A 22,973-nucleotide genomic window follows, 5' to 3' on the forward strand; every position below is an offset into this window, starting at 1 on the left:
AAGCATTATCCCTTGTATTTCAACCGAAAAAAGCCCCAAAAATCCAAGGCGATATTATGGATTACATCTATGGGAATGCCTCATAATTGATAACTTTTATCGGTCTCACATCATTGACAAACCTACACAAGAAATAAAAATATTTTTCGAAAGCCTGTTCCATACAAGCCATGAATATGATACAATATTCATAAGAAAGTATATTTCGGCAAATCCATTGACGACAAAAGTGAATCAGATCAGGAGGCAGATAGCATGCGCAAAACACGAACTTCCGGCGAACGTCAAAAAGAAATTTTCCAATATATCAAAACCTTTCTGCTGGAAAAAGGTTATCCTCCTTCCGTACGGGAAATCGGCAAAGCTGTCGGCTTGAAGTCCAGCTCCACCGTCCATGGCTACCTCGCCCGTCTGGAAGAAAACGGCATGATCAAGCGGGATCCAACCAAACCCCGGGCTATTGATATTCTCGACGAAAAGCCCTGGGGAAAAAATGTCCCGGTCCCGCTCATCGGCACCGTAACGGCCGGTACGCCAATTTTAGCCGAACAGAATGTGCAGGACGTCTATTCTTTTCCTCAAAGCCTGCTCGGAACCTCCGACCAGACCTTTATGCTGAAGGTCTCGGGAGAAAGTATGATCAATGCAGGAATCTGCGATGGAGATTATGTCATGGTCCGGCAGCAGTCTTCCGCCCATGACGGAGAAATCGTCGTTGCCCTTGTAAACAGCGAAAGCGCCACGGTGAAGCGTATCTATCACGAAAAAGACCTCATCCGTCTCCAGCCGGAAAATGATACCATGAAGCCATTCTACGAAAAAAATGTTCGTGTTCTCGGCAAAGTGATCGGCGTATATCGTCAGATGTAACATCGGCTGTACCGGAACAACAAAAAAATACAAAAAAGATTCCGCCGCAATGTATCACGGCGGAATCTTTTTTGTATCTGAACTTCCAATAAGAATTTACAAGCTCCCTTTTACCACAGCATTGGTCACTTCTATGCACTCATGTGCCTTATCAATGGCCAGCCCCAAAGTACGCATAATCTTATCCGGATTATGGAAGCCCATACTGTTCTCAGCGGCTACCCAATCCCAATACCATTGTGCTTCACGAACCAGCTGCCGCGATGCCGCAAGCTGCTCATCCGTCGCGCCTGCCTCCATCGCTGCCTGAATCGTCTTATGAGCTCGTGCGACCGTCTTGCCAGCGATGCGCTGGAGCTTGAAGGTGTTGTCGCCGATCGTCTGAACGCGCGCCTTGAGCGTCTCGGCGCTCTCGTCGTGGCACTTGAGGCACGATGCTTCCGTCGTCTTCAGCGGATTCGTCATCCAGTGCGAGGTGTACTTCTGGCCATTCTCCCTCATATACGGCATATGGCAGTCGACGCAGGTAACACCAGCATCAGCGTGGACGCTCGTCGCCCAGGTCTCGAAATCCGGATGCTGTGCCTTGAGCATCGGGGCTTTGGAATCTGCATGGATCCAGTCCTGCTTGAAGGCGCCAGCCTGTCCGGACTGATAGAACTGGTACTCGGACTCCGCATCCAGTCCGTTGTCAAACGGATGATTGACACGTCCATCTTCTTTTGTAAAGTAATACTCATTATGGCACTGTGCGCAGACATACGCGCGCTTATCGTTATGCGAAGCATTATTTACATCGATGCCGCGCCGTGCCATGGAATCGATGAAGCCCTGCTGATAAACACGAAGCTCCATCGTCTCCGGATCGTGACAGCTCGAGCAGCCGAACCACTGGTCATCCTCGATCGGCGCCATGACTTGGTCAATCGGTTTTGAAGCATAGTCCCAGCCGCTCTGCTTGTAATAGACATCATACATATAAGAACCCTTGCAGGTGATGCAGCTGCCTTTCTGCCCGGGCAGGCGCTTCGTGTTCTTGAAGTCCACGCCCGCATAGGTGTGGCCGCGGTCGTCATCGTACTGGATGGCGAATTTATACCCCTTGAAATTTTCGATCATTTCGGGCTGTTCGGTTAAATGCGAATTTCCCTCCTGCGCGCCGCCATATCCCGTAGGTGACGGCGAGGTATCGTTGTTTTTCATAAAGGAATTGTATTCCAGCGGATATGCATCCTTATAGGCTTCTTTGCCCAGCTGCTTTTCCTGAGGTATCTTAGCGAGTTTGACACTGTCATCATCGGGAGCCGCAGCAATGCGAAAAACGACAAAGCCGAAAAACACAACGCAGACAGCGATGATACCCGTCAATATCTTCTGTAGTTTACTCAACTTTTATCCCCCCTTCGAGATGATTTGAACCATGTGCGATACTGCTGTGGCACTTGAGACAATCGCCGCCAGTGTCCATGCTGACACCAACATCGGCGTGGACATTGCCCATCGTCGTCTGATGGCAGCGCAGGCAGTTGTCATTGACCGTCTGCCTGCCCTCAGACGAGATTTTTATATTCGCCGGATAGTCGCGAAGCACTTCATGATACGTGTCGATCATGCCCGTACGGCCCTTCTCGAACATGTAGTGCACCGCATTGTCGTGCGGCAGGTGGCAGTCCGTGCATTCCAGCTCGCGATGCGAAGACATCGCAAAGGTCGCCGCCTCTCCTTTCATCGCATGGCACGACCCGCAGAAAGCCGGCGATCCCGAAAAGGCCATGGCCGCTGAGCCGATGCCGCAAACCGCCACGCCAATGACGAAACCGCCCGCCAGACAGGCCAGTGTATGTTTCTGAAATAGTTCCTTGAACTCCACTCTGGTTCCCCTCCTCTCTTATTCCACCTTATTTTTTATTATTATATCATTATAGATACGAAAAAGGCGTTGCTGGCGCAACGCCTTTCAGAATCTTTTCATACTTCATATTTATGGAACAAAGGGGATGCGATTGACCAAAAGCCAATACTATCGATAGAACAACAAAAAACAGGTTCCATCGCAAAGTCAGCGGCGCATAGCTGCAAAGCAGCCGAGCGAGGCAGCAACGGCGCCAATCCAGAGCAGATAAATGAAGGGCTTTGTGCTGACGGAAGCCGTCACGGCGATCTGCGCTTCTTCTTCAGCCGACGGCAGGATCTCGAGGCGCGCCTGCGAGTCGTTGGCGGAGATCCCCGTCAGGCGGATGCGCTTCTGGCCGCCGAATACGGGAACCGGCGTCGAAGTGCCGCCGTCACGCGTCGCGATAATGGCTGGCTGTGCGTGCTCGACGGTTTCGCCGTCTGTCACGGCGATCGCAGCCGTCACGAGCATCGTGCCGTCCGGCTGATCCTCCATCGTAACATCATCGTATCGGTAGGCGAAGAGGTCGCCCATCCCCATACGGCCGCGCTTGAGGATGAGCTCCATACGTCCCGTGTCCTTCGGCGGCGTCGGCGCGATATAGATATCGCCTGTGAGCATGTGGGCGATAGCCGGTTCACGCGCGGCATCCTCGCCGTTCCTGTGGAGTTTCGTCATGGCGCGCACCTCGCTGCCATCAACGCGATAGCAGTAGAACTTCATCGTGCTGTCATCGGCAAAAGCCTGGCCCTCATACGTGACCGTGTGGCCGGCGATCTGCGCGCTGTCACCGGGCTTGAACTCCTGCGAAAGCGACTGGCTGGCACCGCCCGAAAGCACCATCGCAAAGAGCGCCAGCGCTATGCCACTGTGCGCGGCCATCGCGCCGAAGCGCAGCAGATTGCGGCGCCAACTGACGAGCGTCTCGCCGAGGAGCAGGATGGAGACAGCTGCGAGCACGAGCAGCCCCGGCGAGCGCACGCCTGCAAGGAAAGCAAGTGCAAAGCCGATAACCGCGAGCGCAGCAGGAACGGCTCTGTGAAACGGCTCTGCCTGTTTCCCGTAACAAAGGCAGGAACCGGCAGCCATGACAAGACACATGGCGATGGCCAACGGCAGGGTCGTGCGCACATAAAAGTCCGTGTCGACGGCAGCCGGCTTGCCGAGGAGCTGCGTAAAGAGCGGCATCGACATGCCGATGAATACGATGGCCGCGATGAAGACGAGCAGCAGCGCCCCCAGAAGCAGGCAGAACTCGCGGCTCGCATATTCTTCGTATACCTTGCCCTGCGGCAGGCTGCCCGCCTTGAGCGCGAGCAGCACAAGACCGCCTATGAGCACGACGGCATTGGCAACGGCCAGCGTCATGCCAATGCTCGTGCCGCTGAACGAGTGGACCGAAAAATCGCCGAGAATGCCGCTGCGCGTCAGGAACGTGCCATAGATGACGAGTGCGAACGTGAAAATGACGGAGAGATGCAGCACAAGGAGCGCCGCTGGGCGCCTCTTTGCGACGTGAAGGACGTGGACAAATACGCCAGCGAGCAGCCACGGCACGAGTGAAGAGTTCTCTACAGGATCCCAGCCCCAATAGCCGCCCCAGCCGAGCACTTTGTAAGCCCAGTAACCACCGATGAAGACGCCGGCGCCGAGAAAGCCCCAGGCAATCAGCGCCCAGCGACGTGCCGGATCCAGCCAATTTTCCTTTGCTTCCTCCTTGAGCAGAGCGCCCAGCGCATAGGCGAACGGCACAGCCAGCAGCGCATAGCCGATGAAGATGATCGGCGGGTGTACGGCCATCCACGGATCCTGCAGCATCGGATTGAGGCCGACGCCGTCCTGCACGGCCGTTGCCGAGGCCACGAAAGGGCTCTTGGCCAGTACGAGGATGACGAGCAGCGACTCAAGAACGGCGTAGACGGTGAGCCCCGCCGCCGTCATCCGTTCTCTGCCGCAAAGGTAGAGCGAGGCAAGCGCATGAACGAGCATCCACAGGAGCAGCGACCCCTGCTGCCCGGCCCAGAACGCCGAAATCTTGTACATGAGCGGCAGTTCCCTCGACGAATAGTTCGCCACATAGGCGATTTCGAAATGATCACCGAGAATCATCGCCCAAAGATAGGCCGATGCGACGACAGCTGACAGGCACGCGCCGAAAAGCGACCGCCGCCCCCAGCACCGAGCCCGATCCCGATCAGCCTTTACCTTCATCACATAGCCATAGGCCATCGCGGCCAGCAGGGCAAAGAACAGAGATGTTGCCAGAGATATTGTTCCAATCATACTATGAGTCCCCCATAGATTGCATGTAAGTTGTATTCAGGCTGCGTCACTTCTTCTGCTCGTACTTCGACGGGCACTTGATGAGAAGCTTGTCCGAGGAGAATGCCTCGCCCTGCATCTTGCCGATAGCGACGATGTGATGCGCCTCGTCAAACTGATCAGGCTTCGTGCCGTGATAATGTACGAGCAGTGTCTCGCCCGTCTCCTCATCCTGCAGGGTAAATACGAAATCCTTCCCCTCCATATGTGGAGCCGGTGCATCCTTTGCCAGCAATCCCTTGACCTGAACACTTGAGGAAGTCGCTGCCTTTGCCTCCTTGATGCCAACGTATGGCGTGACCGAGTCGGCAAAACTCCATCCGGCGTAACCGATAAAGGCCAGCAGGAGCACGATGAGCAGAATCTTACGTTTCATGATGATGCACCTCTTTCACGCGATGACCGAGCAGAGCTATGTAGATGAGCGTCACATCCAGCAGAGACAGAAGCAGCACACGCAGCATGACGGGATCCATCTCAATGGAGCCGCTGCCGTTGAGAACGGGCGATGGATGAAGCGAAAAATAGAACCGCGGGATGATGAAGATGAGGAACGGAACGGTCAAAAACGAGAACAGCGCGTAGATGGCTGATACGCGCGCGCGGCGCCGCTCATCCGTGATCACCGAGCGCAGCGTCAGATACGCCGCGTAAATCAACAGCAGGACGAAGATCGTCGTCTGCCGCGGATCCCAATTCCAATACGCGCCCCATGTCAGCTTCGAGAAAACAGCTCCGCTCAGCGTCGCGAGCACGACAAAGATGAGCCCGAGCCGCGCAGACTCCGCGCTGATGGCATCAAAACGCTTCCCCGGCCGCCGCAGATAACGCAGAGCATACCAGGCACCGACGAGGAAGGCAATCACCGACCCCCAGGCCACGGGGATGTGGAAGAAGGCGATGCGCACGAGGCTGCCGAGCCCCTCGGCCGGCGGCACGAAAAAAAACACGGCATAGAAAAGACCGGCCGTCAGCAACAGGATAAAGAGCCAGAGCCCCTTCTCACACGACTTCATCGAATCAACTCCTTACATATATTCGCAGATCAGTCCTCATACCAGAGGAAATCAAACAGCAAAGATGCGGCCAGCGTCATAATTCCGTCATAGAGCAACATGCCGACGAGATACGAAATCCTCACCGCCTCGCCCGAGAAGCAGCCTGCCGTCAGCACGATAGCCGGCAGCAGGATGGGCAGCAGCACCGGCAACATCAGGATGGCGAGCAGACCGTTCTGCGCCTTGGCACCGACCATCAGCGCCGAAAGCAGCGTGCCCGCCATCGCCATGCCATATGTACCGGCCAGCAAGGCTGCGAAGAGCAGCAGTACCGAAAAAACAGGGATATCCATGAGCACGAGGTAAACGGGTACGATGAGCAGGGAAAGCGCAAACAGCAGAACTGCCATAAAGATCCCCTTGCCGAAAAGGACAGCCTGCGGGCTGCCGTAGACCGAAAGCGCCATCAGAGTCCCTTCCTGCTCCTCATCGGCAAAGCCGCGGCCAGCGCCAGAGAGCAGAGAAAAGAACAGGATGACCCAGAGCATGGCCGCCGCGAGACGCGGCGACAGCACATCGCCCTGCATCAGCAGGCTCACGCACGAGAGCGTCGTCAGCGCAAACATCAGGACGACGAGCCACGATGCGCGCGAACGCAGAGAGATGAGCGCCTCCTTGCGGAAGACCGCCTCAACGGCCCGATAAAGCGATACTTGCATCGGCCTCCGCCTCCTCTTCCGCATCATTGGTTGCCCAAAGCACCAGCTTCCCTTCTTCCGCGGCCCTGCGAGCCTCCCTCTGTACCAGACAACGCCCCGCCCTGTCAAGATGAGCTCCCGGCTCATCCAGCAGCCAGACATCAGCGCCTGACGCAAGAAGGATGGCCAAATGAAGACGTTTTTCCATGCCAGTCGAAAAATTTCTCACCCGCTTTTTTAAAATGGCATCAGGTTGAAGCCCGACCCGGGACATCAGTTCATCATATTGGCGATCAGAAAGCGGCACATTATAACGAAAGCCTAAAAAAAAATCCAGATTTTCCCGCGCGGTCAGCTCGGAATAAACATGCATATCCGGCGCAACCATGCCAACCCGTCTGCAGCGGTCATTCTTTCGCCACACACTACCGTCTTCCCGGACGATGACGCTGCCCGTATCGGGCAATAATAATCCGGCTGCCAGCTTCAGCAATGTCGACTTACCGCTTCCATTTATCCCTGTCACAGCCGTAATTTGTCCCGATAAAGCCTCAGCGGAAAAATTCCTGATAATTGTTCTGCCATCAAAACATTTCGTTACACCAGAAAACGTCAGGCGGATCATGACATCACCTCTCCTCCCGAATTCGTTCCTCATTGAGCTGCATCCAATCCGGGCCGCATGCCAGAATCCCCTGTTCCTTCATCAGGCCGATCTCACGGGTCAGCGCGCTCCTGTTGCATTCCAGCTCTTTGGCCAGCTGGACGCGGCCCGGAACACGGACCTGCATCGTGCGCTGATGTCTTGCACGCTGAAGTAAATACAAGATCAGCCGCTCTCTCAAGGTTTTCTGTGAAAGCACCTCCAGTTTTTGCATCATAAGCACGTTTTTCCGGCTGAACGCGACCAGAAGATTCCTCATGACAATCCCATGAATCCGTCCGAAATGAGAGCCCGATTCCAACAGCTCCTTATAAGGAACCCAAAGGATCCACACATCGGATACTGCCTCAACCGAAGCAGGATTTGGATAATCCGGCAAAATGGCCGATATGCAGCCGAGTAGCGCACCTCGTTCCAAACGATGTCCGACGGACTCATTGCCAAAGCGGTCTTCAGCCAGAATGATCGCCTCACCGTCTGCTAAAATACCGATCCTTCCATTGGATTCATACGCTCTAAGGACGCGCGTCCCCTTCTCATAATGCTTTGCTGCCGCACCAGTTGCTTTAATGAAGCGCTTCATCTCCGCCTGAGTCAGTCCGCGAAAAAAAGGAAGCTCCTGCAGTCCAAGTTCATCGATTCGCATACTCTTCCCCCAATTATTGTAATCGTTGCATTTGTCTGTATTATATCATCAAATCCGACTCATATATGTTGCTTTAGCAACATCATGCAGGATAATCTGAGAACAAAAAAAACGCTATGCACCGCCAATCGATAATCCCATACGTGAATCTCTTTATGATTCGCACACAAAATCATCTCATGCAGCGCACAGCGCTTCTTGTTAAATGCTTTGCAGCAGACCGCGGCAGGCAGCTCACTCGGAATCCAGATCAAGCACTGCCTGCGCAGCTCCCATGATTCCGATCAAAGCGTGTTCAAACGTCAAGGCTCCCTGAAGATAGACATTATAAGGCGCGCGCATCGGGCCATCTGCACTGAACTCAATAGATGCGCCCTGTACAAAGGTACCGGCAGCCATAATAATCTTATCCGCATACCCGGGCATATCCCACGGCTCCGGCGCCGCGTAAGAATCCACAGGCGAATATTTCTGTATTCCGCCGCAAAAAGCAATCAATTTTTCCGCAGACCCCAGTTCAATAGCCTGTATGATGTCTCCGCGGATGTCTGTGGGAAGCGGCAGCGTCTTATACCCCAGCTTGGCAAACATCCCTGCGGCAAACAAGGCTCCCTTTATAGCCTGCGCTACCACATGAGGCGCGAGGAACAACCCTTGGAACAAAAGGCGGTTATTGGCAAGACTGGCACCCAGCTCATCCCCCATCCCCGGTGCCGTCAGCCGGTAAGATGCCAGCTCCACCAGTTCGTCCTTTCCTGCAATATAGCCGCCGGCAGGAGCAATACCACCGCCCGGATTTTTGATCAGCGAACCGGCCATGATATCCGCACCGGCCTGCGTCGGTTCCAGCGTATCAACAAATTCGCCATAACAATTATCGACAAAACAGATGCAATCCGGCTTGATACGGTGTACCTCGTCCGTAATCACACGGATATCCTCCACCGACAAAGGATTGCGCATACTGTAACCACGGGAACGCTGAATTTCAACCATTTTGGTTTTCTCAGAGATCACGCTTTTTATGCCATCCAGATCCACCCTGCCGTCAATCATCGGCAATTCATTGTAAAGAATACCAAACTCTTTCAACGAACCAGCGCTGGGATGATCATAGCCAATGACCGTCTGCATCGTATCATACGGTTTTCCTGTAAGCGAAACCAGCTCATCCCCCGGACGCAGAATGCCGAACAGCACCGTAGCCAGTGCATGTGTTCCGGAAACAAACTGCGTGCGGACCAAAGCGCGTTCAGCACCGAAGACCTTCGCATAAAGCTCTTCCAACTTGCCGCGGCCGATATCATCATAAGCATAGCCCGTTGTGGTATTAAAATGAGCATCTGACACCCTGCATTCACGCATGGCATCGAGAACCTTCAACGTATTCGCTTCTGCTACGTCCTCCACATGTCGAAAAAGAGGATCGGACTCTTTGAGTACCTCTTCTTTCAGATCCTGTACTTTCTTTGAAAATGACACAACTATTACTCCTCACTATATTTTTCAAACGGCTCTCTTTCCGAGGCGGGAAGGCTGACCGTCAGCCGTGTCCCTTCCGCCGCATATTCCGTACTGCGTACCGCATGAAGCTGATGCAGTCTCGTGATCGCTCCGCCATCGCTGAAAGGAATCAGCAGCTTCATCGTTACCCGGCTTTCCCGGAAAAACTGCTCGATCCGGCGCTGCAATTCCGCCAAATTTTCGCCAGTACGAGCAGAAACGCATATCCCCTCACGTCCCTGCAGCATTCTGGCACGGACACTCTCATTTTCCATACAATCTGCCTTATTGAACACATAGAAGGTCGGTTTCTGGTCAGCCCGAAGCTCCTGCAACACTTCAATCACAGCGGCGATCTGCTGCTCATACTGCTCACAGCTGCAATCGACCACATGAAGCAGCAGATCCGCCTCCTGAACTTCCTCCAAAGTGGCCCGGAATGCCGACACCAGCGTATGCGGCAGTTTCCGGACAAACCCCACCGTATCGGTCAGCAAAATTTCCTGCTGTTCAGGCAAAACAAGATGACGTGTCGTCGGATCCAGCGTAGCAAACAACTTATCCTCGGCCAGCACCTCTGCGCCGGTCAGTTTATTGAGCAGCGTCGATTTGCCCGCATTCGTATAGCCGACCAGAGCAACCAACGGAATGCGCGATTCCCTGCGCCGCAGCCGATGCATCGACCGGCGCTCCTTAATTTCATCGAGCTGCTTTTCCACATCATGAATTTTCGTATAGATACGCCGCCGATCGACCTCCAGCTTAGTCTCGCCGGGTCCGCGCGTTCCAATTCCGCCGCCCAGACGCGACAGCGACAAGCCCTGTCCGCCCAGACGCGGAAGGTTATACTTCAGCTGTGCCAGTTCAACCTGAAGCTTTCCCTCTCTGGAACGGGCCCGTTGGGCAAAAATGTCCAAAATCAGCGCCGTCCTGTCAATGACTTTAATTCCGAGTACCTGTTCAAGATTATACTGCTGGGAGGGTGTGAGCTCATCATCCAGAATCAGCAGGCTTGCCCCGCGATTCTGAATTTCCATCGCCATTTCTGCAACCTTTCCCTTCCCAAGGAAAAAAGCCGCGTCCGGGCGGTCCCGATGTTGTATAAAGGTCCCGACGACGACAGCGCCGGCCGTTTCAGCCAAGCATTCCAGCTCATGAACGGATTCTTCTATCGTCTGCCCTGATCGTCCCGAACAGGCAAGACCGGCCAGTATAGCACGCTCTTCCTCCTCCTTGGTCGTTTTGGCGGTCTGCGCACCGAGCTTTTTATTGACAGCCAAAATAAGCCGGGGCAAATGGACTTGGTTCAGAATCCGTTCGGACACAGGGCCAAATGAGGAAAGTTCTTCCATACCATCAGCACCGGTCTCACCGGAAAGGAATCCCAAAGCACCGATTATACTGCCGTCCTGACTTCTGCCAATGGCCGCCATACAGTCAAACCGCAAACGGCGCAGCGAAGAAAGATCCGGTTCGCTCAGCCTCACATCCCCGCTTGGATGCGTATGGATGCACCGTATTCCTGAAAGACGCCGGTCCGACCTGCTCTGACGGTGTATTGCAGGCAAATCTACCGTGTCTGCATCCCCCAAAGAAACCTGAACCACTTTCCCCTGACGATTGACATAGACCGCCACTTCACGATCCAGCGTATCCGTAATCCCAACCAGCCGCGCATTCAGCTCACGCGTTGACAACTGGCCGATCGGAACAGATAACTCATAGATCGACTTGAGCTGTTCCAGCAAATAAGTTTTGATATTGGCCAGATTTCCAGCAACCTGCATAACTTCGCCTCACCTTCAACCGCGATTGACAATATTGGAAATATGCTTCAGCGTGATGGAAAGTGTTCCATCGGCATTATTGTTGAATTCCACGTACTCCGTATTATCAAAATAGTCCGTTGGAATGGTCAATTCAATTCCAGTATCTGTTTTTAATTTATGCTTGCAGACTCTTTTCAATGTCGCTTCCTGATCCATGCGGACCGGCTCGGTAAAACCGGCGTCACGAATCGCCTGATCGAAATCGGCCTGCATCGCCGGATTTTCCCGAAAAATTTCTTTTCCTGCCTCGGCAAGATCCAGTTCATCCGATGTCTGCATATTCTCCGTCACATAGCTCTTAACCGCCGCTTCTGTCGAAACCTTGTCCTGTCCGTAAGCCTCGGCGACTTTTGCAGCCGTTTTGCTGAGATTTCGCATCGCCTCCTTCGGAGACGGCGTCAGGCTGCATTCCAGCAGGATCTCAGGAAAAACAAACAGAGCATTGCCATCTATCGTATATTTTTTCGCGCAGACCGATACCTCACGGCTCTCTGTATCAATAAACGCAAATTCATCCATTTTCTGGGTAAGATTGGGCATGATGGAATAATGATTGATGATTTCATTCCGTATGCCGTGTTCCGTCTGGCTGACCTGATGCGTATACCCTATATGACTGTTCGATTTAAACACGACCAATTTCCGGCAGTCGTCGATGCGGACATCCGCAACAATGATATCCGCCGAAGCCATCTCCTCCGCGTGAACAAAGGCATTTTCCAGCGTATGCGCGATTTCCTTGGAAAAAGCAACAAAATCGGACGCTCCGCGAAGATACGAATCCATATTCTGCTGAAAAACGCTGTCCTCATAAAAACTCCCCGGCTTGGCGTCCTGACTGCCCCAGGATTTTTCGATATGACGGGACAGAAAGGTTTCAATACTATCCTGCACGGGAAGTAACTCATCCGAATACACTGTCATACCGGACTGGAAATCCAAAATATGCAAAATAGCTTTATCAATAATAATCACGATTCACTCTTCCCTTTCACGGCCTCTTTCTTGTTCGCCGCTTCTGTTTCCGCCCGCTTACGAATTTCCTGCAGACGCGGCAGAAGACGCTGATGAAGTTTTTCCTCAAGCTCCGGAAGCTCGTTGGAATCAAAATCATAATTCACGTCCGGGATATTCCAGATGCGGGCTTCCGCAAAAAATTCATCCCGGTATATATTATAATAAAGGGTAAAACTGCTCTCAAGAGAAAAATCCACATAGTCCACAACAATATAGGACCCATTGTTGATCTTAACCGGCTGTGCCGGCCGGATGAAAAGAGAAAACCCTTCCAGTTCCTCCGGCAGTTCCCTGCCCAATGCCCACTCCGTGATCTTTTTATCCGAAACAATGCTGCTTAACGTTTTGGGATTAAAGGTTTCCATATCCATAAGCAAGAATTCAAGCTGCTTGCGCAGAAGATGCTCAAAGGATTCCAGACCGGCGGTAATGTATTCAATCCGGCAGAATTCAATCAGACCGATTTTCAGGCGCAGTTTATACTCATGCGTCTCTTCATGAAAATAAAGAATCACGCTCGTATGGCGGTCTTTATTTTCATAGCGGCAAAGATCATACGTATCTTTCCCGACGGATACGGTGCGATCCAGATGAAAGCCATGCCATTCCTCCGGCAGCTGATCCATATAGCCCCAATGCTCCGTCTCCGCTCTGACTTTTTCTATCGTCTCATCCTTCAAATCATTTGCACCCGCCTTTCTCCATTCGCAGCACTACAAAAGATAATTATAACATGAAAAACGGTGCAGGAACACCCCGCACCGTTTACATCGGCCTGCAAAAGGCCATGTCTCCAATCAAAAACACGCTTTATTTTCCTGTGCGACCTCTCTTCGTGAGCGGTTTGCCTTGTTGACAGAGCGGACACTCTTCCGGTTTATATGCCTCCACATCGAGATGCAGCAGCGCCGTACAAGGAACGTCACCGAAGCTGACCTTTCCGCCGCTGCGATCCACGAGCATGCTTACCGCTACCGGCACGCCGCCATGCTCTTTGACGACATCAATGACTTCCTTGATCGATCCGCCGGTTGTAACAATATCTTCAACAATGAGGACCCGCTCGCCTTCATGCAGAGAAAAACCGCGGCGAAAGGTCATCTTCCCATTCACGCGTTCAGTAAAAATCGCGCGCGTTCCCAGCGCTTTTCCTGTTTCATGCGCCAACAGGATACCGCCGGTCACGGGGCCGACCACTGTCTCAATCCGGGCGTCTTTAAATTTTTCCGCCATCGCTTCGCAAAGCTGCTGCGTATATTTCGGATGCTGCAGCACGTTAAACTTCTCGACATAATGCGGGCTGTGCAGTCCCGAGGTCAGCAAAAAATGACCATTCATGATCGCATTGGTCTTGACCAGCAGTTCCTTTACTTCCTGTTCCGTCATCATCATACCGTCTCCATTTCTTTTAAAATCGCATCAGCAGCCGCTCCGGGATCCGCAGCAGCACGTATAGGACGGCCGATCACCAAATGGCTGGCGCCTGCCCGCAGAGCTGCGGCCGGCGTCGCAATACGGCTTTGATCATCGGTCGATGCGCCGGCCGGCCGCACCCCCGGCGTGACGATCAGGAAATCGGGGCCGCAGGCCTTACGGATCAGTGCAGCCTCCTGCGGCGAAGCAACCACGCCATCCAGACCGGCCTGTTTCGCCAGCGACGCATAGCGCACGACCGCATCGGAAATCGGCAGCGCCTGCCCCAAACCATCCCAGTCTTTCTGCCCGATACTGGTAAGCACCGTCACAGCAATCAATTTCGGACAGACAAAGCCGAGTCTTGCCGCTTCTTCATGCAGACGATCCGCAGACGTTTTCATCATGGTATAGCCACCGCCCGCATGCACATTGAGCATCGAAGCGCCAAGACACATCAAAGAGCAAAGGCCTCCGGCAACGGTATTGGGAATATCGTGCAGCTTCAGGTCCAGAAAAACATGTTTGCCCTGTTCCCGCAGCCAGGTCACGGCCTCAGGGCCGACACGATAAAACAGCTCCATGCCTACTTTATAATAACCTACACGATCGCCCAACACGCTGACCAGTGATCGGACATTCTCCATGGTATGAAAATCCAGTGCGGCAATCAAGCGTTCATCCGACATAACAAGCACTCTCCTTTATCCTCTATCCCAGCTGAACCTTACCCACCAGATCCCGTATGGATTCCATATGACGGCAGGACAAATAATCATCCAAACCGTCGCATATTTTCATCGTAACAGACGGATCGACAAAATTGGCAGTGCCTACAGCCACTGCACTGGCACCGGCCAGAAAGAATTCCACTGCGTCTTCCCAGCACGAAATTCCTCCCATGCCGATGATCGGTATCCGGACCGCCTGAGCCACCTGCCAGACCATGCGCAGCGCAACCGGTTTGACACATGGACCAGAAAGTCCGCCCGTGATATTCCCCAGAGTCGGCCGGCATGTATGGATGTCGATTTCCATGCCCATAAGGGTATTGATCAAAGAAAGTACATCCGCACCAGCGTCCTCCGCTGCTTTCGCCATTTCGACAATATCTGTGACATTCGGCGAAAGCTTGAGAATCACCGGTTTTTTCGTCCGCTTTTTCGCCTCACGCACCACAGCAGCGGCGGCTTTCGGATCTGTGCCGAATACAATACCGCCCTCCTTTACGTTCGGGCAGGAGACGTTGAGTTCAATCGCTGCAACGCCCGGAACATCCAGCATTTCAGCCAGAACGCCGTATTCTTCCGCCGTATTCCCGGAAATATTGACAATAACATTCATCCCATACTGCTGGATCCGCGGAAGAATATCCTTCAAAAAAATATTCACCCCGGGATTTTCCAAGCCGATGCAGTTCAGCATCCCCATCGGAGTTTCCGTGATGCGAACTCCGTCATTTCCCCGGCGCGGCTTCAGCGTCGTTCCTTTGACCATGACTCCGCCCAGCCGGGACAGATCGACAAACTCTGCAAATTCCTCGCCGAAACCGAACGTTCCCGATGCTGTAAGAACCGGCGTATTCATCTCGATACCGGCAAGGTTCGTATGCAGCCTGACATCACGAGGATTCATCGTCCGGCTCATGCGAACACCTCCCCTGCTTCAAAAACCGGTCCGTCTTTGCAAACCTTCCTGCGGTTTCCATCCGTCGTATCAATAGAGCAGGACAGGCAGGCTCCAAGGCCGCATCCCATGCGCTTTTCCAGCGACACCTGACAGCGCACGCCATGTTCCTTGGCAATCCGGGCTATTCCACGCATCATAACTTCTGGACCGCAAGCTGTGATCAAATCATAATCGCCGCGCTGCAAAAGATCCGGCAGCAGGGTCGTTGTAAATCCTTTTATCCCCAGCGAACCATCGTCCGTTGTACAAAATATCTTTTCCGCATAGGGCGCGTATAGGTTTTGCCAAAAAAGCTCCGCCGCGGATCTTCCGCCCATAAGGACAGCTGCTTTCCCTTTCATTGCCGCCGCGTAAAACAGTACCGGCGAGAGTCCCATACCACCGCCGACAATCAAAGGATGGCGTACCCCACAGTCAAATCCGTGTCCCAGAGGCCCCAACAAGTTGACCCGTTCGCCGGTAACCAGACCAGCCATCGCTTCTGTCCCGCGGCCAACCACACGATAAATAAAGGCAACGGTTCCCCGTTTCCGATCCGCTTCTGCTACACCTACCGGCCGACGCAAGAGGAAGCTCCCGGTCAAAATCCGCAGATGAACAAACTGGCCCGGACGGGCAAGCTCCGCAATCTGCGGAGCCTCCACCTCCATGCGAAACACCTTATCCGCCAGTTCCTGCTGAACAAGGACACGCGCATTCTCTGAAACCTTATGCAAGATCATCACCACCGCCTACATAATCCTGTATCGCCAGCGAATAAACCAGCCGGCTTTCCCTCATAAAGGAGAGCACGCGAAGTACTTCCCATGCCGTATCCAGTGAGGTAAGGCAGGCAATTCCATGTTCGACAGTAGCACGGCGAATCTTAAAGCCGTCTTTCAGAGAATGTTTTCCCTGAGTCAGTGTGTTGATGACCATATTGATTTTTCCGGTCTTGATTCGTTCGATGATATCTGTGCTGCGCTCATGAACCTTGCCGACAACCTCTACATCGATACCCATCGACTGAATCGCCTTCGCCGTCCCCTCCGTCGCCGCAATCTGGAAATTCAGATCCGCGAAAGCTTTCGCCAGCTGCATCATCTCATCTTTATCCTTATCCGCGACGGTAAACAGCACGCATCCCTTAATGGGGACATTGATTCCGGAGCCAATGATCGCCTTATAAAGCGCCCGGGCGTAATTATAGTCGATCCCCATCACTTCGCCCGTAGATTTCATCTCCGGTCCCAGAGCAATATCCACGTCTGTCATTTTCGCAAAGGAAAAAACCGGTGCCTTGACCGCGACATACGGCCTTGGCGGTACCAATCCGGAATGATATCCCAGTTCCTTCAGCGTCGCGCCCAGCGCAATCCGGGTAGCCAGATTCACCATCTTGACATCCGTTACCTTGGACAGGAACGGTACCGTACGCGAGGAGCGAGGATTGACCTCGATGATGTAGACTTCATTATCGACAACGACAAACTGAATATTCAGCAGGCCCTTGACATGCAGCGCAACCGCCAAGCGCTTCGTGTAATCAATAATCGTGTAAATGACTTTGGACGGAAGCGTCTGCGGAGGATACACCGCAATGCTGTCGCCAGAATGAACGCCAGCCCGCTCCACATGTTCCATGATACCGGGAATAACGACATCGACGCCATCGGAAATACCATCGACTTCCACCTCGGTGCCCTGCATATAACGGTCAACGAGAACAGGATGATCCGGCGTCACCTTAACCGCACGGCTCATGTAATCGCGCAGCTCTTCCTCATTGTAGACAATCTCCATAGCGCGGCCGCCCAGAACATAAGACGGACGAACCATGACCGGATAGCCAATTCGCTCCGCTCCCGAAATCGCATCCTCAAGATTCGTGACACTGATGCCCTGCGGGCGGGGAATTTTTGTCTGCGTGAGGACTTCATCAAAGCGTTCACGGTCTTCTGCACGGTCGATATCATCCACTGATGTGCCGAATACCTTGACGCCGGCTTTCTGCAGCGATGCCGCCAGATTAATGGCCGTTTGGCCGCCGAACTGGACAATGACGCCTTCCGGTTTTTCCTTATCGATGATATTCAGGACATCTTCCGTCGTAAGCGGCTCAAAGTACAACCGATCGGAAATATCAAAATCGGTAGATACCGTCTCCGGATTATTGTTGACAATAATCGCTTCAATGCCCATCTCGCGCAGCGCCCAGACCGAATGAACCGAACAATAGTCAAATTCCACCCCCTGCCCGATACGAATCGGCCCGGAGCCAAGAACCACGACCTTACGCGCCTTGGAAACCTTCACTTCATCCTGCTGTGCATGGAACGTGGAGTAATAATACGGAGTCGCGGCCTCGAACTCGGCAGCGCAGGTATCCACCATCTTATAGCAAGGCAAAATGTTCATGCTCTTGCGGGTCGTGCGAATCTCATCGGCTGTCTTGCCCGTGATTTCCGCAATGGACACATCGGCAAGCCCCACATTTTTCGCGGCCAGCATGTGTTTCGGCGTCAGAGGCTCCGAAGCCAGCGCCACTTCCACATCGGTAATATTCTTGATCTTATGGATGAACCATTTATCCACCTTCGTGATATCGTGAATCTCATCGACCGTAGCGATGCCGCGGCGCAGAGCTTCAGCGATCACAAAGATACGCTCATCGTTAATTCGGGCCAGATTCTTTTTGACGCGTGCATCGTCCCATTCGTCCATCTTATCCATATGAAGCCGATGCACTCCGATTTCCAGCGAACGCACCGCTTTGAGAATCGCGCCTTCGAAGTGACGGTCAATGCTCATGACTTCGCCCGTCGCCTTCATCTGCGTTCCCAGCGTACGATCAGCATAAACGAATTTATCAAACGGCCAGCGTGGGAATTTGACGACGCAGTAGTCCAACGCCGGCTCGAAGCAGGCTTTGGTTTTCTGCGTAACCGCATTAGTAATCTCGTCGAGGGTATAGCCAATGGCGATTTTAGCGGAAACCTTGGCGATCGGATAACCGGTTGCCTTGGAGGCCAGCGCCGAAGAACGGCTGACACGCGGATTTACCTCGATGACATAATACTTATTGCTGTTCGGATCCAAGGCATACTGGGCATTGCAGCCGCCCTCAATGCCCAGTTCACGGATGATGCGCAGCGATGCGCTGCGGAGCATTTGATATTCATGATCGGTAAGCGTCTGCGACGGCGCCACAACAATGGAATCACCAGTATGAACACCTACCGGGTCAAAGTTCTCCATATTGCAGACCGTAATGCAATTATCATTGCCATCGCGCATGACTTCATACTCGATTTCCTTCCAGCCTGCTACACTGCGTTCAATAAGGACCTGACCGATCATGGAATAATTGAGTCCCTTGATCACAATATCAATAAGCTCTTCCTCATTCTCCGCAATGCCGCCGCCAGTTCCGCCCATGGTATAGGCCGGCCGAACGATGACCGGATAACCGATCTCATTGGCAAATTCGACGGCAGACGGAACATCTTCAACGATCGTACTCTCCGGTATCGGCTCACCCAGCTTTTGCATCGTTTCCTTGAATTTTTCACGATCCTCAGCCTTTTCTATGGCCTCAAGCGGAGTACCGAGGAGTTCTACGCCATATTTATCCAGAACGCCGCGCTCCGACAGCTGAACCGCGAGGTTCAATCCTGCCTGACCGCCAAGCGTAGCCAAAAGCCCGTCCGGACGTTCCTTTGAAATAATTTCCTCCAAAAACTCCGGCGTCAGCGGTTCAATATAGACGCGGTCCGCAATATGCGTATCCGTCATAATCGTCGCCGGATTCGAATTGACCAAAACGACTTCCAGGCCTTCTTCCTTCAGCGAGCGGCAGGCCTGTGAGCCTGCATAATCAAATTCTGCCGCCTGTCCGATGATGATCGGGCCGGAGCCGATAACCATTACTTTTTTAAGATTTTCTTTTTTTGGCACAGCTTATTCCCCCTTGAGCATCGTCCAGAACTGATCGAAAAGATACATATTATCATCAGGACCCGGCGAGGCTTCCGGATGATACTGCACGGAAAAGATCGGCAGTTCCTTATGGCGCATGCCCTCTACGGTGCCGTCATTGACATTGATATGCGTGACTTCCAAAGGAAGATCTCTCAGCGAATCGGAATCCACGGCAAAGCCGTGGTTCTGCGAAGAAATCTGTACCCGGCCGGTCAGCAGATTCTTGACCGGCTGATTGCAGCCGCGATGCCCGAACTTGAGCTTATACGTTTTCGCTCCCATGGCCCGCGCCAGCAGCTGATGTCCCAGACAAATGCCGAAAATCGGCTTCGTGCCGATAAGCTTTTTAACCTCCTCGACAATTTCCGGTACATCGGCAGGATCGCCCGGCCCATTGGACAGGAAGATTCCATCCGGATTCAGATCCAGCACCTCTTTCGCGGCAGTCCCTGCCGGAACTACCGTGATCCGGCATCCGAGCTGCTGCAGAGAAGTCAGGATATTCTGCTTGATACCAAAATCCATAGCAACAACATGCGGCGCATTCATCTGCTCAGATCCCAGTGTATAACGTTCCGGCGTCGTGACCTCCATGACGACGTCTTTTTTGATCGGGACGGCAAAAAGCTCATCGATCTCCGTACGTGCCGCATCATCCGGTACAATAATGCCCTTCATCGTACCGGCCGAACGAATCTTGCGCGTAACAGCCCGGGTATCGACATGATACAGGCAGGGAACCCCCTGCTTTGTAAGAAAATCAGCCAGACTCGTCTCATAATGCCAGTTGCTGCCCTCCTGACAAAGCTCTCCTATGACGAACCCATTGACAAAGGATTTTCTCGACTGCATAAATAAATCTGCAATCCCGTAATTTCCGACCATCGGATAAGTCAGCGTAAGAATCTGACGGCAATAGGACGGATCCGTCAAACTCTCCTGATATCCGGTCATGCCGGTATTAAATACGACTTCTCCCGTTGCCTTGATATTGTTCAACAATTCGCCGTGGAAAACGCTGCCGTCCTCCAGGATTAATTTTCCCTTCATGAAAACACCTCATTTTATTTCAACGAACGATGCCGTCCTGCATAACAACTTTACCATCGACCACGGTCATGACGGCCCGCCCCTTGAGCTCACGACCGACAAAGGGCGAATGACTGCCCCGGGTATAAAACTTCTGATCGTCCACCGTCCAGACTAAATTCGGATCAATAACCGTAAGATCCGCCGCTTTGCCGGGAGCCAGACTACCCGCATCCAGACCGAATACCTTTGCCGGTTCCCAGGTCATTTTGGATATAATCAGCGGAAGATCCATCTTGCCCGTATGATAAAGATCGGTCAGCATAACGCCCAGAGAAGTCTCCAGCCCTGGGAACCCGCTCGGTGCATAAATATACTCACGATCCTTTTCTTCCTGCGCATGCGGAGAGTGGTCGGTTACAATCGCATCAATCGTACCATCCTTAAGCCCCTCAATAATCGCATCACAGTCTGACTGAGAGCGAAGCGGCGGATTGATCTTGGTCGACGTATCAAAAAGATTGACGCATTCATCGGTCATGGTCATATGCTGCGGCGTCGCCTCTGCCGTAACGCGGACACCGCGCTTCTTAGCCTGGCGCACGATATCGACGGCCCGTCCCGAGCTGATATGCGCAACGTGAACGCGAGCCCCCGCATACTCTGCCAGCATGATATCGCGAGCCACGGCAATATCTTCTGCAACCGTCGGACGCCCTTTCAACCCGAGCATGGCACTGCGGTGGCCCTCATTCATAACGCCGTCCTCAACCAGCGAACGTTCTTCCTCATGATTGATAATGACCTTATCAAAAGCATGGAGATAATCGTATGCGTTTAGCAAAACCTTGGCCGAAGGATCAAAATGGCCGTCGTCGGAAAATGCGACTGCGCCCGCTTCGATCATATCGCCCAGTTCCGCCAGCTCCTTGCCTTCCTGATTCTTCGTCACAGCGCCGATCATCCGGATATGAACCCTTGCCGCCTCTTCCGCGCGCCTTTCCAGGCTGCGTACCATAGCGGCCGAATCGACAACCGGTTTGGTGTTCGGCATCGTGCAGACCGTCGTAAACCCACCGGCTGCAGCTGCTTTCGATCCGGATTCAAAATCTTCCTTCGCTTCCTGCCCCGGTTCACGAAAATGAACATGAAGATCCACAAGACCCGGCGTTACGATTTTACCCTCAGCAGGATAAACCTCGGCATCTTCTGCCGTCAAATCCGCCGCAATAGCCTTTATTTTGCCGTCCTCAATCAGCACATCAGCCACCTGATCCCACTTCGTCTCCGGATTAATGACACGGCCGCCTTTGATTAAAAGTTTCATTCCTGTTTTCCTCCCGTCAACACCAAGGTAAAGAGCGCCATGCGAACCGCCACGCCATTCTGAACTTGTTCCTGAATCGCGGAATTGCTCCCATAAGCGGTAAACGGAGAAATTTCCCAGCCTTTATTCATCGGGCCCGGATGCAGGACGAGAACATCATCTTTCGCCAGAGCCAGCCGGCTGTCATTCAAGCCGAAAATACGCGCATATTCCCGCGTAGTCGGAAAAAGGCCGCCCTTCATACGTTCCAGCTGGATACGCAGAACTTCGATCACATCCGCGTTGGCAATCGCATCCTCCACACGTTCATGTACGGTAATCCCCGGCTCCTCAAAAAGGAACCGCGGCAGCAGGGTTTTCGGACCGGCGATATGAATATCCATCCCCATCTTGCGCATGCCATAAATATCCGAACGGGCAACCCGGCTGTGCAGGACATCACCGAGGATCGCCACCTTCAATCCGGCAAGATGCCCCTTATGCTCCTGAATTGTGAACAGATTCAGGAGCCCTTGAGACGGATGCGCATGCGCGCCGTCGCCAGCATTCAAAATAACGGGACTGACGACACGGGAGGCATATTCTGCGGCTCCTTCCGCTTTGTGCCGCATGACAATGGCATCCACGCCCATCGCCTCAATGGTATACAGCGTATCGCGCAGGCTCTCGCCTTTGACGATGCTGCTGGTTCCGGCTGTAATATTCACAACGTCTGCACCAAGATATTTCCCGGCGAGTTCAAAGGATGTACGCGTCCGCGTGCTTGGTTCATAAAACAATGTCACGATGGATTTGCCGCGCAGAGCAGGCACCTTTTTGATGTCGCGATGAATGATATTCTTCATTTCCTTCGCTGTTTCCAACACCAGGCCAATCTCCTCCGGACTGAATGATTCCAGCCCCAGGATGTTCTTCCCTCGTAAGGATACCGTGTTTTTCCCCAAGTCAATCACTCCTTAACATGTTGACAAACATAATTATACAATATTAATGTATAATTTTTCAAGTATGAACTCTGCCTGAAAAAAAAGAGCTTTCCTATGCGTATGCATAAGAAAGCTCCGGCTTTGCAAAAACTTATAGCGGTACTAATGCTCCCTTTATGCGCATCGCA

Annotated in this window: 21 protein-coding genes; 1 reads left to right on the forward strand and 20 read right to left on the reverse strand. The window is 53.0% G+C overall.

The window, feature by feature from the left end; genetic code table 11:
• The first annotated feature begins 255 nt into the window (after positions 1–255).
• Positions 256–870, forward strand: a complete 615-nt coding sequence (lexA, locus tag FYJ78_RS06305) for a transcriptional repressor LexA (RefSeq protein ID WP_154620561.1) — start codon at positions 256–258, stop codon at positions 868–870.
• Positions 871–966: 96 nt separating this feature from the next.
• Here lexA and FYJ78_RS06310 read toward each other — a convergent pair whose 3' ends face one another.
• The 20 genes from FYJ78_RS06310 to FYJ78_RS06405 form a co-directional block, all read right to left on the reverse strand.
• Positions 967–2,259: an ammonia-forming cytochrome c nitrite reductase subunit c552 gene (locus FYJ78_RS06310; protein ID WP_154620562.1), complete on the reverse strand. Its 1,293-nt coding sequence runs from the start codon at positions 2,257–2,259 to the stop codon at positions 967–969.
• A complete protein-coding gene (locus FYJ78_RS06315) occupies positions 2,252–2,740 on the reverse strand; it encodes a cytochrome c3 family protein (RefSeq protein ID WP_328597658.1) in 489 nt (162 codons plus the stop codon). The genes FYJ78_RS06310 and FYJ78_RS06315 overlap by 8 nt, the downstream gene beginning before the upstream one ends.
• A 189-nt stretch (positions 2,741–2,929) precedes the next feature.
• Positions 2,930–5,047: a cytochrome c biogenesis protein CcsA gene (gene ccsA, locus FYJ78_RS06320; protein WP_154620563.1), complete on the reverse strand. Its 2,118-nt coding sequence runs from the start codon at positions 5,045–5,047 to the stop codon at positions 2,930–2,932.
• Positions 5,048–5,093: 46 nt separating this feature from the next.
• The gene (locus tag FYJ78_RS06325) at positions 5,094–5,462 is read right to left on the reverse strand and encodes a cytochrome c maturation protein CcmE domain-containing protein (RefSeq protein ID WP_154620564.1); all 369 of its coding nucleotides are present in this window, start codon (positions 5,460–5,462) and stop codon (positions 5,094–5,096) included.
• Positions 5,452–6,102 carry a cytochrome c biogenesis protein gene (locus tag FYJ78_RS06330; protein WP_154620565.1) on the reverse strand — a complete coding sequence of 217 codons (651 nt, stop codon included), beginning with the start codon at positions 6,100–6,102 and terminating at the stop codon, positions 5,452–5,454. Before FYJ78_RS06330 ends, FYJ78_RS06325 begins: the two co-directional genes overlap by 11 nt.
• Positions 6,103–6,131: 29 nt before the next feature.
• Complete coding sequence (locus FYJ78_RS06335; protein WP_154620566.1) at positions 6,132–6,803, reverse strand: heme exporter protein CcmB; 672 nt, start codon at positions 6,801–6,803, stop codon at positions 6,132–6,134.
• Positions 6,775–7,440, reverse strand: a complete 666-nt coding sequence (locus tag FYJ78_RS06340) for an ABC transporter ATP-binding protein (protein WP_235899907.1) — start codon at positions 7,438–7,440, stop codon at positions 6,775–6,777. Before FYJ78_RS06340 ends, FYJ78_RS06335 begins: the two co-directional genes overlap by 29 nt.
• A complete protein-coding gene (locus FYJ78_RS06345; RefSeq protein ID WP_154620567.1) occupies positions 7,412–8,092 on the reverse strand; it encodes a Crp/Fnr family transcriptional regulator in 681 nt (226 codons plus the stop codon). Before FYJ78_RS06345 ends, FYJ78_RS06340 begins: the two co-directional genes overlap by 29 nt.
• A 234-nt stretch (positions 8,093–8,326) precedes the next feature.
• The gene (locus FYJ78_RS06350; RefSeq protein WP_328597659.1) at positions 8,327–9,574 is read right to left on the reverse strand and encodes a methionine gamma-lyase family protein; all 1,248 of its coding nucleotides are present in this window, start codon (positions 9,572–9,574) and stop codon (positions 8,327–8,329) included.
• 5 nt (positions 9,575–9,579) lie between these two features.
• Positions 9,580–11,382 (reverse strand): GTPase HflX, encoded by a 1,803-nt coding sequence (hflX, locus tag FYJ78_RS06355; RefSeq protein WP_154620568.1) that lies wholly within the window; start codon positions 11,380–11,382, stop codon positions 9,580–9,582.
• A 15-nt stretch (positions 11,383–11,397) separates the two neighbouring features.
• Positions 11,398–12,399, reverse strand: coding sequence for a nucleoid-associated protein (locus tag FYJ78_RS06360; protein ID WP_328597660.1), 1,002 nt, complete (start codon positions 12,397–12,399; stop codon positions 11,398–11,400).
• Positions 12,396–13,121 (reverse strand): hypothetical protein, encoded by a 726-nt coding sequence (locus FYJ78_RS06365; RefSeq protein WP_154620569.1) that lies wholly within the window; start codon positions 13,119–13,121, stop codon positions 12,396–12,398. Before FYJ78_RS06365 ends, FYJ78_RS06360 begins: the two co-directional genes overlap by 4 nt.
• A 130-nt stretch (positions 13,122–13,251) precedes the next feature.
• A complete protein-coding gene (gene pyrE / locus FYJ78_RS06370) occupies positions 13,252–13,827 on the reverse strand; it encodes an orotate phosphoribosyltransferase (protein WP_154620705.1) in 576 nt (191 codons plus the stop codon).
• A gap of 2 nt (positions 13,828–13,829) precedes the next feature.
• A complete protein-coding gene (pyrF, locus tag FYJ78_RS06375; protein WP_154620570.1) occupies positions 13,830–14,543 on the reverse strand; it encodes an orotidine-5'-phosphate decarboxylase in 714 nt (237 codons plus the stop codon).
• 22 nt (positions 14,544–14,565) lie between these two features.
• Positions 14,566–15,501: a dihydroorotate dehydrogenase gene (locus FYJ78_RS06380; RefSeq protein ID WP_195847893.1), complete on the reverse strand. Its 936-nt coding sequence runs from the start codon at positions 15,499–15,501 to the stop codon at positions 14,566–14,568.
• Positions 15,498–16,259, reverse strand: a complete 762-nt coding sequence (locus tag FYJ78_RS06385) for a dihydroorotate dehydrogenase electron transfer subunit (RefSeq protein WP_408014428.1) — start codon at positions 16,257–16,259, stop codon at positions 15,498–15,500. Before FYJ78_RS06385 ends, FYJ78_RS06380 begins: the two co-directional genes overlap by 4 nt.
• Positions 16,252–19,479, reverse strand: coding sequence for a carbamoyl-phosphate synthase large subunit (gene carB, locus FYJ78_RS06390; RefSeq protein WP_328597661.1), 3,228 nt, complete (start codon positions 19,477–19,479; stop codon positions 16,252–16,254). Before carB ends, FYJ78_RS06385 begins: the two co-directional genes overlap by 8 nt.
• Positions 19,480–19,482: 3 nt before the next feature.
• Entirely contained in the window at positions 19,483–20,553 is a 1,071-nt protein-coding gene (carA, locus tag FYJ78_RS06395; RefSeq protein WP_154620572.1) for a glutamine-hydrolyzing carbamoyl-phosphate synthase small subunit, read from the reverse strand.
• A gap of 19 nt (positions 20,554–20,572) precedes the next feature.
• Positions 20,573–21,859 (reverse strand): dihydroorotase, encoded by a 1,287-nt coding sequence (locus tag FYJ78_RS06400; protein ID WP_154620573.1) that lies wholly within the window; start codon positions 21,857–21,859, stop codon positions 20,573–20,575.
• Complete coding sequence (locus FYJ78_RS06405) at positions 21,856–22,803, reverse strand: aspartate carbamoyltransferase catalytic subunit (RefSeq protein ID WP_154620574.1); 948 nt, start codon at positions 22,801–22,803, stop codon at positions 21,856–21,858. Before FYJ78_RS06405 ends, FYJ78_RS06400 begins: the two co-directional genes overlap by 4 nt.
• Positions 22,804–22,973: the final 170 nt, after the last annotated feature.

The sequence above is a fragment of the Wylensekiella montiformis genome (genome assembly GCF_009697385.1).
In the GTDB taxonomy this organism is placed as follows: domain Bacteria; phylum Bacillota; class Negativicutes; order Selenomonadales; family Selenomonadaceae; genus Selenomonas_A; species Selenomonas_A montiformis.